A 15656-nucleotide genomic window follows, 5' to 3' on the forward strand; every position below is an offset into this window, starting at 1 on the left:
TCCAGACTCAAGACTACCTACTCAAGGCTCAAGACTACCTACTCCAGACTCAAGACTGCCTACTCACTCAAGACTGCCTACTCCATCAAACTTCCTCCAGCCGAGCTCCTCCAGCGAACCTCCCTATATTACGGCGCGCAGCTAATACGGCCAATGGCGTTCGAATCGTAACCGACGAGAACATCGGTGGCATCAACAGCCGAAGTCACGGCATTCGGATCGAAAACGGCGCCCACGTATCCGCCGAGAGGAATGACGGCCCTATGCTCGAAATGCGCAAACGAATAAATGGAAAACATACATTTAAACACAGCCCCGATTGCGGAAAACCAATGTTAGCTGGAAAACGTACAGCTATTTCGTCGCCAGTAAGCCTAAGGGCTATTAAGCAATAAAAATAACTGTACGTTTTCCAGTTGTAGAGGCATAATGGCTCCGCAATCATCAAAATAACTGGATGTTTTCCATTTGCGATCAAAAGCTAGCGCTCCGGACTCGAGCGCTCCGGACTCAAGCGCTTCCCGCTACGTCTCAGCCCCCGAATCGAGCGCAGCCTCCCTATAAAGTACAGCCGATCCACATCCGTATTGTCGGCCGCGCCGTCCAGTATTCGGCGAAAGCCATTCATCCCGTCGGATACGGAAGCCCACTCCCCGGAACGGTTCGTAAACGGCTCGGCCACGTAAACCGGCTGAGCCAAATCATCTTGCTGTCGCACAATAAAGAGGAAATCCGCGGCGGATTCCCTCTTTATTGATCCATATTACATTCTCCCCGGAGCCGGAAGCCCAAGCACATCCAAAGCTTCGCGCAGCGTAGCTTTGAACCGCATTGTCAGCCAAAGACGGTCGTGCCGGGTACTGCCCTCCGCTTTCAAAATCGGACATACCGCATAAAAATGATTAAACAAATTCGTCAGCTCGTAGGCGTAAGCGCACAGCCGGTGCGGGGAGAGCTCCGCCACCGCCGCCTCCAGCGTCTCCGGCCCATAGGCCAGCTGTCTCAATAGAGCGGACTCCTGAGCGGTCGACGTCTCGAAACGGGGCGGGCCGGAAAGAGGCTGCTCCACCCGGTCGAGCACGCTGCAGGCGCGGGCGTACGAATAGAGCAAATATACGCCCGTATTGCCGGACACCTCCGTCGCCTGCTCCAAATCGAACACGATCTCGGTCTGCAGATGAAATCGGAGCAAATAGTAGCGGATCGAAGCAGCCGCGATCGCCAGACTGGAAAGTCCGGCCTTGCGGGAACGCTTGCCCTCGATCACTTGTTCCATCCGGTCGAGCAGCTCGGCGATCTTGATGCCGATTCCTTGTCTTCCCGACATCGGATACGAGGCTTTGCCGTCCGATATGTCGACGCCGAGTCGTTCGGCCGTCTTCGGGCTGAGCGATACGACGCCGTAGCCGACATGTCTCAGACGCTCCGCCTGCCGGGCGAAGCCCAAAGCGAGCAGCGCCTGCTTGACCATCGCCTGCGGATATTCCTGTCTGTGGTCGATCACGTTGATGACGGTATCGGCTTGCCCGATCCGCTTCTTCCGGACGCCGCCCTCGTGCGTCGACCAGAGCCGATCGGCAAACTTTCGGTAACGGAAGTCTTTGCCCAGCACCCCGAATTTCCATAGATGGTAGGCGATATCCTTGGCCGTGTAGGTCAGGACGCCGTTCGAACGGACTAGCACCTTATCCGCTTGATGCTCCGGGTTGTCTCCAACGCCGTCGTCATCTTCGGCTTGCTTCAATACCCAGCAGCCCGCCAGCTTTCCTTCGGTCTCCTGCCGGAAAACCGAGGTCGTCTTCAGCAGCTCGAACGCCTGCGTCCAAAAGCCTTCGCGGACGATACTGCTCTCCCATACGAGCACGTCATATCCGATTCCGAACTGCTTCATTTCCTCCATATGCTCCCGGACGATGCGCTCCGCCACGAGCAAGCCGAGCCACGCCGTACTGCCGGTCCCTTTCTCCAAGCCGTGAAGAATGGCGGTCCGTTCGTGCTGCAGCTCCGGATTTTGCTTGTATGCCTTGTTGATGCCCGCATACGTATCCCAGCAAAAATCGCCGAACCGTGAATAAGGCTGATCAGCCGAGACGCGATGTATGCCGACAAGCGTATCGGCCAGCTGATTGCCCAAATCGTCGATATAGTTGTGCACCTCTACCGGATGTCCGGCCGCCCGCAGCATTCTCGCCAACGTGTCGCCGATGCACGAATTGCGCAAATGACCGATATGAGCCGATTTGTTCGGATTGATCGACGTATGCTCGATAATCACCTTTGACGACATCCCGCGTGCTGTCTTCAACGGCTTGGCGTCCGTATAGGCCGCCCACTTGCCCCAGTCCAAATAAAAATTGACGAACCCCGGGGCGACCGCCTCTACGCGGCCGAACAAAGCGGCTATTCCGGGATGCCGCTGCAACCGCTCCTTGATCTCGCCCGCGATGACTAGCGGGGGTTTTCTCAGTTGCTTGGCCAGCTGCATGGCGATATTGACGCTATAATCCCCGTGCTGCAGATTGGCGGGATGCTCGACGACGACGTTGACCCTTTCGGATTGCCTCATGCCGGTCTCCCCCGCGATATCCCGCAATATGTCCTCTACCGCTTCCGCAATCACCGTTCTGATCATACGTTCGCCTCCCGTTATATTCGTTTACATGCAAATAGGGCCCCCGTCTCTATATAAGAGACGAGAGCCCGTTAGGTCCCGCGGTACCACTCCATGTGCCGCAACTTCCGAGAAAGCCGGCCGCTTTGCTTGTTAACGGTCTTCCGACCGGATTCGCCTACTTCACTAGGTTTGGGCGAACCGTCTCCCGGGGCCGTTTCATTCGTGACATCCGTACCGGCTTGCACCACCCCCGGCTCGCTGCGACTGTCCATCCCGAACTACTGTCCCGCTCTTCGACGCTTGCTGTATGGAAAACGATTATTGTCATTTATACAGCAAACGTTCAGCATTGTCAACTATTAACAGTCTGAATTATGTTTGAACCAACTGTTCCTGAGCTAACCGTCCCCCTGCTGAGATCAGCACCATACGTCCTCCGTCCGCAGCGAGCGGCTTGCTACTCCCCGCCTCACAGCCGGCACGCAGTGCTGAAATAAGCACTATTCGTGCCCGAGAGGAGCGCTTTTCGCGGAATAAGATCGGTTTCAACCTTATTCCCTGCTACTCCCCGCCTCAGCCGGCACGTAGTGCTGAAACAAGCACTATTCGTGCCCGAGAGGAGCGCTTTTCGCGGAATAAGGTCGGTTTCGACCTTATTCCCTGCTACTCCCCGCCTCAGCCGGCACGCAGTGCTGAAATAAGCACTATTCGTGCCTGAGAGGTGCGCTTTTCGCGGAATAAGGTCGGTTTCGACCTTAACCGGCTCTAATCGGTCTCGCGGTCATATAACCGGATATCGATCAATTCGGCGCGCGGACACCCGTTTGTCCTCTCGATCGCGACTCGAAGACGGGTCGTTGCAACCGGGGCCACGACGTGCACCCTCTTCCTTTTCCGGTTCCCGGATTCCCTGTGCAGCACGGCCCATTCGCCGGCAACGAACGCCTCTACCCGGTAGTCGGACGCCAACTCGGGCATCGTCTCGAACGGCGTAACGATGTAGTGCAGGTTGATCAAATATTCGTTGACATCGTCGTTAAACGTCAGATGGATCTCCCGGACGGAAACCGGCTCGTTCCATTCCAGCTCCAGCCATTCCTCGCGCCCGCCGCGCATCGGCTCGGAAATCCACATGTGCGGGCCGCCGTACGGCCTGTTCACTCCGTCGATCGACTTACCGGGAGCGTAGGCTTGCGTCTCCCCGCGAAGGCGGAAGCAAATCGGCTTGCGGACGAAGCTTTTCATTCTCCATTCGGTAACCGGCTGCACCGGTTTGTTTCCGTTCGGCCTTTCGGTTTTGCGGAAGCATAACACGCCGGTCAGCGGCGAATGCGCTTGCCACAGCTTCAGCGACGCATTCGCTTTGACGATCAGGAAGCCGTTTTGCGGCTCGACTGGCTTCCATGACAAAGGTACGGCCGCCCATTGCAGGCTCCCTCGGCGAACCTCGACCGAAGCCTCGCTTATTTTCCGGAACGGCACATAATTCTCGCGCCGCCCGGTTTCCCACAGCTCGACACGCAGCGTCGTGTCTTTCGCGGCATCGAGCAGCAGCTCCAGATCGCCGAGACTCGGATCCACCGGCACCAGTATACCGATGTCGGCATCCAGCGGCACGTGCTCCCCGGCCTGCTCGACCGCGATGGCCGACAGCGTGCTGGACGCCCTCACGACGGCGCGTCGTGCCAAGTCGCGAGGATCGCGGTTAACCAAGCCGATGACAGAAGCATCCCGATGAAGCAGCGTCTGAAGCAGCTCCGGCAGCCGGTTCCCGTAAAGCTCGCGGGGAGTCGCATCGTTCCTCGCGCATAGAGCCGCCGCCGTCCCTGCGGCTTCTCCCATGGCGGCGCATGTCGCCATCACCCGGGTTGTGCCGAATGCGACATGCGAAGCGCTGATATTGCGTCCCGCCATCAGCATATTTTCCACATTGACCGAGTACAGGGAGCGAAAAGGAATATGATAATTGCCGTCCGCATGCCAATGCTTCGAGCCGCTCTCCGCCGCATACATCCCTTGGGACGGATGCAGATCGATCGACCACCCGCCGAAAGCGACCCGATCGTCGAACGGAACCTGGCCCAAAATATCGTTCTGCGTCAGCACGTAATCGCCGATCAACCTGCGATATTCCCGCTTCCCTGGAACCGCTCCGACCCATTCCAGCGTCAACGCCTCCGCCTCGAAGCCGCCAGAATTTTTGATATAGTCCCATATGCCGTAGATGGCGGCCCACAGCTCGTCGCGAATGCGCTCGTTATCGTGGACCGTATCCAGTTCCCCGCCCCACTCGATCCACCAATAATGGCAGCCGGAATCTCCCGTGCGGATAATACGTCGCAAAGGGATCGGCGTCTCCGCTATATTTTTGGCGAACGACGGTGGAATGTATTTGACAGCCTTCCCGGCATCCTTCGTGTAAAACAGCAGCGTACTGCCGAGCGTAATCTCGTCGGCTTGCTCCGGCGCCCATGCTTCGCCGTATTCGCTCCGCGCTTCTCGACCGATGCGGTATTTGGCTCCCGCCAAAAAGCCTACGAGCCCGTCGCCGGTGCAATCGATAAACAAACCGCTCTCGAAACGCAGCTTCCGCTCCGAACCGCTCATCCATCCGGTCACGGAGCGGATACGTCGATGGTCGGCCGTTCCGTCCGCCTCCACCTCGTGCACGTCCGTATTGAGGAACAGCCGGATATTTCGCTCCGCCAGTACCGTTTCCAGCACGACGAGATCCCAGTAATAAGGATTGCCCTCCGCATTGCGGAACTGGTTCTCCACCAGCATTTCCCCGATAATTCCGGTTTCCCTCGCATACCGGTGAGTGCCGCTGGCCGAGGCTCCGCTGACCCATACGCGGACTTCGCTGCTGGAATTGCCCCCGAGCACGGGCCTGTTCTGGACGAGCGCGACCCGGCTGCCGAGTCGCGCAGCCGCCACCGCCGCACACACCCCTGCCAAGCCTCCCCCGATGACGGTCACATCGGAATGTACAGTTTCTTCTCTCATTTCTCTCCTCCATGCCTTATGCATCCGACCGACGCAATGTTCCCGCCGGAAGGACTCCTATTCCTTTCGTTGCGTTCATTTGGCCGCCCAGCCCGTATTTCCCGCACCGTTCTCTTTCACGTAAAGCGTCGCGCCGGGCACTCCGTCCGCTCTCAAATATAGCGACGCTACGGGAGCCGACACGACCCCCTCCGGGCTGCCCGTGCCGTACCGTATCCCGATATTGTCCGCGCCGAGCAGTACGCCCGCCGCTTTCAGAAACCCTTCCGCCGTTCCTTCACGGACCGAGAGGGACGATCCGGAAACGCCGATGTTGGGAGCGGTCGTATCGCCGCCGAAATAAACGCGTCCGTCCTTCACGAACCATTGCGTTTGACCGGTGGCCGTATCCAAGGTCGTAATCGCGTTCAACGACGTCAAGCTTTTGATTTTGACCGCTCCCGTCTCGATTCCGGTAGTGGCATTGTTCACGAAGGTCTGCTTGCGGGTCGACTGATCGTCGATCAAAGCGACGCTGCTCGAGCCCGAAGGCTGTCTGACGCTGTCGATCGTCGTAATCGGCAGCGTGCCGGTGACGAGCACCCCGCGCCGGACGTTCCCGAAAATTTGCAGGCCGCGGACGGTGCACAGCCTGATCTCGGTAGACACGACATCAATGGCGCTTTCACCCGTTCCGGTACTGAAATGAACGCCGTCGATCGTGACGTTCGTGCACGGATTGGTCAAAGCCCATACGGCGTTGCAGCCGGCGTTCGGCACTTCCACATACGTATTCAGGAACGTCCATGCCCCGCCTCCCGACAGCACGATCATCCCCGCAGCGCTGCCGCACCATTGGATCACATTGCCGGTAAACAGCAGCGCCGACGCTTTGCTGGCCGGAACGTCGCAATAAATGCCTTCCTGCGCATGGCCGCTTATATAGTTGGCGATGAACCGACCGGCATACACCTGCTGTCCGATCCTGATGCCCTGCTTGCTGTTCCAGAACTCGCAGCCCGTTACGGTCGGGGTCCAGGCGGATACTCGCAGCGCCGGGCCGTTCCCGACTCCCGACACGCGCAGCCCTTCCAGCAGGCAGGCGCGGGAGGCGCCTCCCCATGTCGCAATGTCATCCTGCGGTCCCAATAGGCAACGCCCTCGGTCGTGAGGGCATTGCCTTCGAGCGTAAAGTCCCGTGCGGCGCAGGAAAGCGCGTAGCCGGTCGTCGTCGGGTCCGTATTGTCTCCGAAATGCAGCAGCGGGCTCGCGTTTGACGCGTTTCTCACGATCGTGGCGAAGCGTCCGCCGCCCCGGAGCAGTTGTCCGTTCGCCTTGACCCGGAGCGTATTCGTAATGGCGTACGCGCCGGCCGGCAAAAATACCGGCAGTCCGGTGTCGAGCGCGGCCTGTATGGAACGCGTGCAGTCGGTCGCTCCGTCCCCGACCGCCCCGAACCAGGCAATGCTGATCTCCCCCTGGTGAACCCGTTTCCACCTCGCGCCAGAGGCGGACACTAGCACGAGCCCTGTATTATCCGGCGTCGCCGTGTCCGACGCGTCGTAGTAGAACTGCCCTTCGCAGCCGCGATCGACAACATAACAGAACAAGTCCCCGATCGGACCGGTCATCCCCCTGAGTTCGGCAATGGTCGTCATCCGCAGGCAGCATGACGAATCGTCATCCTCCGGACTGCCATATACCGCACCTTGAACCGAATAGCCCGAGGAATCTTTCGCCGACATTCCGGCGGTCAAGAGCGCCGCTCCCGATATGCCGAGCACCGAGAGCATTTTCCTCCGGCTGATCGTCTGGGACGGCCGGTTCGGATTCGGTTCGTTCGGATTTGGTTTGTTCAGATTCGGTTCGTTCGGTTCGTTCGGATTCGGTTTGTTCAGATTCGGTTCGTTCGGATTTGGTTCGTTCGGTTCGTTCGCTTCCGTCTTTCCGTTCCTCTTGTCCATCGTTCGCACCCGCTTTCGAAAAGGATCGGGGGCGCCTTCACGGCCGCCCGCGTTTTCGCAAACCGCCCCGTCTGTGCCGGTCCATAGCCGGTTATTGGCTTTTCAACTCGGCGATCGCTTTCTCCAGTTGCTCCTCCGCTTCCCTCAACAGCGTGTTGACGTCTCCTTTGTCGGCTGCGTAATTTTTCAGCTTGGACTCGACGACACTGAGTCCTTTACGATCGAAGTCGGACATAGGGAACGCGGCCGGATAGCTCAAGGAGGAGATTGGCTTCAAATTTTTCCCGGAAGCCGACGGGTTGTTCTCGAAGGCACGGCCCAATATTTGCGGATCCTTCAATGCCGTCACCCGTCCGTCCCGGGTAGCCTGCAGCTGCACCTCCGGATCGGTGCTGACGAACGAAATGATTTGGAAAGCCAGGTCCGCGTGCTTGGAGCCGGCCGAGATGACCATGCCGTCTGAAAACAACCCCGCCCCGACCTTCGGTTTATCGGCGAACACCGGGTAAGTGACGACGTCCCAATCGAGTCCTTCTTTCTCGAACCCGGTCATATCCGAATTTTGCAGCTGTAAAATGTCCGGCAGCATGCCGACCGTGCGCTGCTTCAGAAACTCGTCCCTGTAATCGAAGAAGGAACGTACCGTCGAAGGGCCCGGATACATGCTCCGGATCGTGCCGAACAGCCGTTTCCAGCCCTCGGTCTGGATCGCCGCTTTGCCCGTCTTCGGATCGACATAAGGAAGCGACAGCTGCATCTGCATCCGATTCGTGCTGAGCGGCGGCCTCATCCCGACGTATTGGACCCCGTTGTCCTGGCGATTCATTTTGCCCGCCAGGGCGATCGCCTCGTCCCACGTCATATAATCCTTCGGGAAAGGAACTCCGAATTTATTGAACACGTCTTTGTTGTAATGCAGCGCGAATTCGAATACGTTAAACGGCAAATAGTAGATCTCGCCGTTCTCCGCATACGATTTGACGTTGTCCACGACCCCGTCCCGGTATTTCCCGAAGTCGAATTTGTGCTTCTCCGCGAACGGCCGCAAATCCGCCATCACCTTCAGCGGAGTGAGCGTCTGAAGGTTGGTGACGCCTTCCCATATGATGTCCGGCACATTCCCGGCCGTAATCAGGTCCTGCATCGTGGCGCTTTTCTGCTCCACTTGCTGCAGCGTGACATGAGGAAATTTGCTTCTGACGTGCCGGGCGATATAATTCTCGAATTCGGCAGGCGTCAGCTTGGAATAAAACGTCAGCGCGACCGGCTCAGGCTTGGCGTTTTCCTTACTCGCTTTATTGTCCGTCGAACCGCTCTGCCCGTTGCCCGAGCAGCCCCACAAAAGCATTATGCTTGCAACAGCCATGCATACGGCAGCCTTGCGCATGGACGGGTCCCCCTTTGTATAGTTGATCATTGATAAATTGCCTCGTTAAAAGAGTTACGCCTCGATTCTTCCGGGCACCGTCGCTTTTCCATGCACGGTATCCCGCCGAATACTGGAGCCGCAATTGCGCAACAGCCCCTCAGTAGCTTAGGCGGCGAAAATTAGCGATTCTGTGAAACGTAATCAAATTGCCGTTGTGCGCATCCTTCGCCCGCTCGTCTCCCGAGCGGCTCAATACGAGCAGATCCTCGCCGTCGATCGCCATGCTCGCATAATGACGGGCCTGCCTCGGCGTATCCCCGACGGCGATAAGTCCGGCAAAGCACCAATCGACGCAATTTCGCGAAAAGTGCAGCTGAAGGCGATGCCGTTCGTTTTTGCCGAGGCCGTACCGGTCATCGGGCAGCCGGTCCGCCCGCGTCATACTGTCCGTCGCCTGCGAGCCGAGCAGCCAATAGAGGCGTGAACGCTCGTCGAATACGATATGGAACTTCAGATGCCCGCCCGGACAAGGAACGAAGGTGAACGCTTTCCCCGATGGCGCCCGTTCGAGCATCGTAACGATCGTGCCGTCCTCGCGCTCTACCGCTTTCGCTACAGCGGCAAATCCGGTACCGCCGGTATGAGAGCGCATCCATAGATGGAAGGTGTTCCCGTCCGGATCATGGAAATAATGGTCCGGGTCGGTGAAGCGGACCACGTTCGTCTCCAGCCAGCCCATGCGGGCGCACGAACGGCCGGGGGCGATCCGCGCGGATTTGTCCGGCTCCACCTTATAGAACGGAACTCCGAAATAATCCAGCCCATCCTCCGGCACCGCATCCCGGAAAGCCAGCTCGGAGGCGAACGTCCAGTTGCCCCGCTCGGTCAAATCGGCATCCAGCCGTCCCCTGAGCAGCACGGGAGCCATATCTGCGACGGGCCAGCCCGCTCCGCCCGACCGCACGTTCCGCTCCATGGCCAAGTACACGTTTCCTTTGGCGTAATGCACATTCGACGGCGCCTGATGCCACATTTGCCCTTTTGTCAGCAAGACAGGCTCGCTCCACGTATCGCCGCCGTCATCGGACCGGATGATCGCCAAATCATGGCAGTGCCCCAAAACATACAAGCTGCCTCCGGCCGTAAAAGGTCTGGCGTGCATAAAGGGAAAATCCGTCCGATACCGCCACGTTCGGCCCTTGTCGTCGGAGACGAACACTTTGCCGAGCCACGGCTTGCCTCCCTCTATGATCCGCTTCCCGCCGGGTATCGCATCGATTCCCGGTCCGCTCATATCGAGCGTGGCGACCAGCCTTCCGTTCGGCAGTACCGCTAATCCGGGGCTGTATACATAAACGTTCCCGGGGTCCGGCGATTCGTACACCGTAACGTATTCGCGAGCCAACTGTCCGACCCGATCCTCCAATTCCTCCGCTCCTCCCTTGCCTTGGATTTGCCCTGTTATCGTTCGATAATGGGCTACTTCCAGCCTAGTAAATTCAATTTACTTTTCCCATGCAATTGTTTATCATCGACCATATACTCCATTTCAAGGGAGGCCGTCGCATGGAGCCGTATCGTCCGGCGGACGTGGTTCCCCAGCTCGTCCATGTTCTGTACTGGGATCGGAAGGAACGTTTCTTGAATGAGATCGACGTCTATCCGGCATGGGTCATGTTTGCGGTGTGCGAGGGAAGCTTCGATTTCAAGATCGGCCACTTGCAAGGAAGCGCAACGAACGGAGATGTCGTGTTATGCCCTCCGGGCGTACCGTTATGGCGGGAAGTGGTGCGGACGCTGTCGTTTTTCGTCATTCATTTCCGATGGACATTGCCCGAGCCGCAGCATGCGATCGAGGACGAATCGATGCTCAGGCTCATCCCCCGGGGCAAGCTGACGCTCCGCGACAGCCGCCGGATGACGTCGAGCTATCAATATTTGCTCGGTCTTTGGCCGAAGCGGGACAAGCTTCATCGCCGCCGGCAAAATTTGCTGCTGAACGATATATGGCTGCAGTACTGCATCGAGGCGGAGGCTGTCCGAAATACGGGCAAGCCGTCGGACCCGCTTATGCAGCAGGCGTTGCGGCTGCTTGAAGCGCGCGCGTACGACAGCCGGTTCAGCATGAAGCTGCTGTCGGCCGAGCTCGGACTGTCCCCCGTGCAATTTACCCGCAGGTTCAAGGCCCGCTTCGGCAAAACGCCGACAGACTACGTCGTGACGCTGCGGCTGGACAAAGTTCGGCAAATGCTGCTCGAGACGAACTATCCGCTCGATCATATAGCCGAGCAGTGCGGTTATGAGAACGGCTTCTATTTAAGCCGCGTATTTTCCAAAAAATTCGAGACAAGCCCATCCGTATACCGCAGCACCCACCAAATGTAATCATCCGGAGGAAAGCTTCCGCAAGTTGGTCGACAACGGTCATGCGAGCCGCATCGCAAGCCGGGTATGCTGCGGTAAGCCCCCGCTTCTACCGTTCCAGCGTGGAACGTATGCGTATCGAGCTGTCGCTTGGTGCCGCAACGTACGCCGGGGGCTGTGTTGCGGTGCGGTGCTAAGCGATAAGGCGGTTCCGGCGGGCGGCTAATAATGGGGAGTCGTTCGCATTTTGCTGAATTCCATAACAAGCAAGGGGTTACAGTCAACGCTATTGGGGGAAGGTCAGAGCAATCGGCTAATAAGCCCGGTAAAAGTCCGTCGTTATCCGATAAGATGAACATTCGGCGAGGGTGCGATACAGTTGCGAAGAGAGTACCGTGAAAATGGGGCGGGGATTATCGAGAGGACCAAGTCAAACACGCAGCTCCCGAGCGAGCGTTGCGGCGACGCATGACAGCGTTAGGACCCGCACGAAGATATGCGCACAAACACAAGTAACATGCCCCACCTCTGCACCGATGGATCAGGTACGGCGGCGGAGCTTTCGGTTACTGCGCACTAAATAAAGTTACCCCTAGGAGGCGAGCAGTGCATATCGCAAAAAGCCCCCCTAAGCGCTAACTGTAAATCATGCTGTTAATTCGGCAATTCAAGCGATATCCGGTGAAATAAATGGAAAACATGCAGTTAAATCGACATGATCCTGCTAAATTGTCCATTTCAGTGGAAATAGCTGTACTTTTTCCAGTTGACAGCAGCAAGAATATAGCCTTTCGCCCAAAATTACTGCATGATTTACAGTTAATTCGATTTCCAACCCGCGCAGCTCCCAAGCGCGAGCTGCGGCGACGCATCGTAGTGATCGGATTGAGCGCAACGCTCCCCTCCCCATCACGGTGACGGAAGTCATTTGGCCCCGATGCCCCACTCCAAGCGCCGAGCCGACGCCGGACAAAATGCCCGATTATGACAACGATTCGCCAGGCTAACGACTTACAGCGTCCATTCTCGTCTCATCGTCACCTGAACCGGTACATCACCGAATCCTGCACCGGAATATAGCCGATCTTCGCGTAGATCGCGTTAGAGGTCGGATTGGACAAGTCGGTGTACAGGCTGCAAAACCGGTAGCCTTCGTCCAGCAGCAGCCGGCTGAGCGAAGCGACGCAGGAAGAGGCGTACCCTTTATTCCGGTATGGCGGCGGGGTGTATACGAGACTGAGGACGATGCCGTTGCGGGTAGGCCGCGTTTTCTTGGCCATGCTGACCGGACGCCCGTCTTCCCACAAAAATAACGATCCGCTCCGGATGTTCTCGCTCGCCTTGGCAGCCGCGTCGTCCCGGCTTACGTTCTCCCCGATCGATACGGCGAATTCGTGAATCCAGTCGGCTACCAGCTCCAGATCGCCCGCATCGGCCGTTCTGATCCTTCCGGAGCTGTACGGAATCGGCTTCGCCTCGTCGAGCCGGTACACGCGCTGATTCATTTTGACGAAAGCCGTCTTGCCTTTGGCGGATGCCCATATGCCTGCCAACTGACCGGCGATTGCCGGCGGTCCGACTATGCCGGGGACTTCCGCTCCCGCTTCCGTAAGATGCGTCGCAGCCAACCGGACGGCTTGCCCGAGCTCCGGCTCCTCCTCTTCCCCGGCCACGATCATATTGAGCGAGTTCAGGAGCATGACAAGAACCAAGCTCCCCTCATCGTCCTCGACCGCGGCCATGACGGCCTTCGCCGCCCTGTCGCCCTTCGACTCCTGCTGCGCCAGCATATGAACCAAGCCGAGAAGCAAATTGTTGCCCGCCTCGTTCCGTTCGAGAAATGGACCGGTCCGTTCGAGAAACGTCCGGGCACTGTCGAATTGCCGCAATTTCACCGAGATCCCTCCTTAGGCCTTGACCTAATTTGTTCGAAGCTTGCATCCGATTTCCTTCCGGCGCATGCAAATATAATCCAAAAGCCCCCTATTCACAACCGCCCGCTTCTGTGCTATAGTACGTGAGAAAAACTAAAGAAGAATTCCGGACGAATGCTTCCGCACAGAGGCGCTCCGGGAGAGGTTCGCGAACTCCCTCTATAAAAAACTATACAAAAGCGATGGCCCCGTTCCCGGTATCGTCGTTTTTGCGTTCGGCGCGAAGCGGCAAGTCCGTCTCGCGCCGATTCTTTGGTTGAATAGGGAAACGCCGTACGGATCTCGTTCTTCTCGACAAGAGAGGGAGATGCTCGAATGAACAACACGAAAGCCGTCGTCGTATTCAGCGGCGGTCAAGACAGCACGACCTGCCTGTTCTGGGCAATGGAGCGATTCGACGAGGTGGAGACCGTCACGTTCGATTACGGCCAACGGCACAAGCTGGAGGTCGAGGTCGCCGCAGCGATCGCGGGAGAGCTGAACGTCAAGCACCATGTGCTCGACATGTCGTTGCTCGGACAGCTCGCGCCGAATGCGCTCACCCGGAACGATATCGCGATCGAGCAGCGGGAAGGCTCGCTGCCGACCACCTTCGTGGACGGGCGCAACTTGCTGTTCCTGTCCTTCGCCGCCATCGCCGCCAAGCAAATCGGCGCCAAGCATATCGTCACCGGCGTGTGCGAGACCGATTTCAGCGGCTATCCCGACTGCCGGGACGTCTTCGTCAAATCGTTGAACGTTACGCTCAATTTGGCCATGGACTATCCGTTCGTCATCGATACCCCGCTCATGTGGCTGAATAAAGCCGAGACGTGGGAGCTGGCGGACCGGCTCGGCGCCTTCGATTTCGTCCGAAATCGGACGCTGACGTGCTACAACGGCATCGTGGCCGACGGCTGCGGGGAATGCCCGGCGTGCCGGCTGCGCCGCAAAGGGCTCGACGACTATTCGGCCTTGTCCGGACGGGAGGCATGCTCCCCATGATGCAGCAAATTTACCCTGTAGCGAGTCATTCGTATGCGTACGAATTGAATAAGGATATGCAATTCGCGGCCGCCCATTACGTTCCGGCCGAGGAAGCGGGCAAGTGCCGTAAGCTGCACGGCCATACGTATTTCGCGAATATTACGGTTGCCGGGGACACGCTCGATTCGGCCGGCTTTCTGGTGAACTTCGCGATACTGAAGCAGCTTATCCACGAACGGTTCGACCATTCCGTTCTGAACGACGATACCGAAAGCTTCAGCGCCGACGAGCCCGACCGGTTTCCGACGACGGAAGCGGTCGCGCGCACGATCTGCGAAATCGTCCAGCGGCACTTGGACGGAACGGAAAATCGCGCACGCTGCCTTCAGGTGTATTTGCGCGAAACGCCGACCAGCTACTGCATCTATCGGCCGAAAGCGGGTATCGCCCATGCATGAGAACAGCGGCATGACGGAAGGCCGCCCCATCCCCGTTATCGAAATATTCGGTCCGACCGTTCAGGGAGAAGGCATGGTCATCGGGCAAAAAACGATGTTCGTCCGCACGGCCGGCTGCGATTACAGCTGCGCCTGGTGCGATTCGGCCTTCACTTGGGACGGCAGCGGCAAAGCGGATATTCGTCTGCTGACGGCACAGGACGTTTACGCGGAAATGCGGCATATCGGCGGGGAGGCGTTCGCGCACGCGACGATCTCCGGCGGCAACCCCGCCTTGCTTCCGCAGCTCGGCGAGCTGATCGGACTGCTGCACGGGCAGCGGATCCGGGTTGCGCTGGAGACGCAGGGCAGCCGCTGGCAGAACTGGTTTTGGGATATCGACGATTTGACCTTGTCCCCCAAACCGCCCAGCTCCCGCATGGAAACGGACTGGCCCGTACTGGACGACATCGTGGCCAAACTGACGGAGCGGAATCGATCGTTCAGCCTGAAGATAGTCGTCTTCGACGAAGCCGATCTGCAATACGCCGCCGAAGTCCATGAACGGTATCCGCACGTTCCGTTCTACGCGCAGGCGGGCAACGGCCGGCTGTCGGAAACCGAGCCCGAACGGCTGCTTCCGTATTTGCTGGAACGGTACGAATGGCTCATCGATCGCGTCATGGCGCACACCGGGCTGAAGCAAGTGCACGTGCTCCCCCAGCTGCACACGTGGGTATGGGGCAACAAAAAAGGCGTCTGAAGGTCCGGTAGATGACTCTCGCGAAGCGTCCTTGCGATGGCTGACGAGTAGATGCGAAGCTTGGCATCCGAAAAGATAACTGTAAAAAAAGTAGTTAAATTCATAAAAAATCAAAATATGTTAAAATAAATGGAAAATATCAGGTTGTTGAAAAAGTCAAAAAGAGAGATTTGGAATACAAAGAGAGGTGGGGGGAGTGTGCGGAAAGCGAAGCGGTTGACTTTACAATCGTGTTGTAACCGCTAAAATCTTAAAAACAA

Annotated in this window: 11 protein-coding genes, 1 riboswitch and 1 other annotated feature; of the genes, 4 read left to right on the forward strand and 7 right to left on the reverse strand. The window is 57.9% G+C overall.

Going from position 1 to position 15656, the window contains the following annotated elements; all coding sequences use genetic code 11:
- Nucleotides 1-481 precede the first annotated feature (481 nt).
- The 6 genes from FE784_RS14625 to FE784_RS14655 form a co-directional block, all read right to left on the reverse strand.
- Nucleotides 482-718, reverse strand: coding sequence for a hypothetical protein (locus FE784_RS14625; RefSeq protein ID WP_139602951.1), 237 nt, complete (start codon nucleotides 716-718; stop codon nucleotides 482-484).
- A gap of 45 nt (nucleotides 719-763) precedes the next feature.
- Complete coding sequence (locus FE784_RS14630) at nucleotides 764-2632, reverse strand: arginine--tRNA ligase (RefSeq protein ID WP_139602952.1); 1869 nt, start codon at nucleotides 2630-2632, stop codon at nucleotides 764-766.
- A gap of 53 nt (nucleotides 2633-2685) precedes the next feature.
- Nucleotides 2686-2917 (reverse strand) — a binding site (T-box leader).
- 462 nt (nucleotides 2918-3379) lie between these two features.
- On the reverse strand, nucleotides 3380-5620 hold the full coding sequence (locus FE784_RS14635; protein WP_139602953.1) for an FAD-dependent oxidoreductase: 2241 nt from the start codon (nucleotides 5618-5620) through the stop codon (nucleotides 3380-3382).
- A 1001-nt stretch (nucleotides 5621-6621) separates the two neighbouring features.
- Nucleotides 6622-7563, reverse strand: coding sequence for a glycosyl hydrolase family 28-related protein (locus FE784_RS14645; protein WP_139602954.1), 942 nt, complete (start codon nucleotides 7561-7563; stop codon nucleotides 6622-6624).
- 91 nt (nucleotides 7564-7654) lie between these two features.
- Complete coding sequence (locus tag FE784_RS14650) at nucleotides 7655-8980, reverse strand: ABC transporter substrate-binding protein (RefSeq protein ID WP_139602955.1); 1326 nt, start codon at nucleotides 8978-8980, stop codon at nucleotides 7655-7657.
- Between the two features lie 109 nt (nucleotides 8981-9089).
- Nucleotides 9090-10358 carry a sialidase family protein gene (locus FE784_RS14655; protein ID WP_139602956.1) on the reverse strand — a complete coding sequence of 423 codons (1269 nt, stop codon included), beginning with the start codon at nucleotides 10356-10358 and terminating at the stop codon, nucleotides 9090-9092.
- A gap of 140 nt (nucleotides 10359-10498) precedes the next feature.
- Between FE784_RS14655 and FE784_RS14660 the strand changes: the two genes are divergently transcribed.
- The gene (locus FE784_RS14660) at nucleotides 10499-11317 is read left to right on the forward strand and encodes a helix-turn-helix domain-containing protein (RefSeq protein WP_176706222.1); all 819 of its coding nucleotides are present in this window, start codon (nucleotides 10499-10501) and stop codon (nucleotides 11315-11317) included.
- 1016 nt (nucleotides 11318-12333) lie between these two features.
- Here the strand turns inward: FE784_RS14660 and FE784_RS14665 are convergent.
- Entirely contained in the window at nucleotides 12334-13191 is an 858-nt protein-coding gene (locus tag FE784_RS14665) for a GNAT family N-acetyltransferase (protein WP_139602958.1), read from the reverse strand.
- A gap of 174 nt (nucleotides 13192-13365) precedes the next feature.
- Nucleotides 13366-13409: riboswitch (PreQ1 riboswitch) on the forward strand.
- 136 nt (nucleotides 13410-13545) lie between these two features.
- Between FE784_RS14665 and queC the strand changes: the two genes are divergently transcribed.
- Genes queC through queE form a run of 3 tightly spaced genes read left to right on the forward strand, consistent with a single transcriptional unit; the run spans nucleotide 13546 to nucleotide 15396 of the window.
- A complete protein-coding gene (gene queC / locus FE784_RS14670; protein WP_139602959.1) occupies nucleotides 13546-14214 on the forward strand; it encodes a 7-cyano-7-deazaguanine synthase QueC in 669 nt (222 codons plus the stop codon).
- On the forward strand, nucleotides 14211-14654 hold the full coding sequence (locus FE784_RS14675) for a 6-pyruvoyl trahydropterin synthase family protein (RefSeq protein WP_139602960.1): 444 nt from the start codon (nucleotides 14211-14213) through the stop codon (nucleotides 14652-14654). The genes queC and FE784_RS14675 overlap by 4 nt, the downstream gene beginning before the upstream one ends.
- Complete coding sequence (queE, locus tag FE784_RS14680; RefSeq protein WP_246132027.1) at nucleotides 14647-15396, forward strand: 7-carboxy-7-deazaguanine synthase QueE; 750 nt, start codon at nucleotides 14647-14649, stop codon at nucleotides 15394-15396. Before FE784_RS14675 ends, queE begins: the two co-directional genes overlap by 8 nt.
- The last annotated feature ends 260 nt before the right edge of the window (nucleotides 15397-15656 follow it).

Origin of the sequence: Paenibacillus hemerocallicola (assembly GCF_006265175.1) — a bacterium.
Classification (GTDB): domain Bacteria; phylum Bacillota; class Bacilli; order Paenibacillales; family NBRC-103111; genus Paenibacillus_AB; species Paenibacillus_AB hemerocallicola.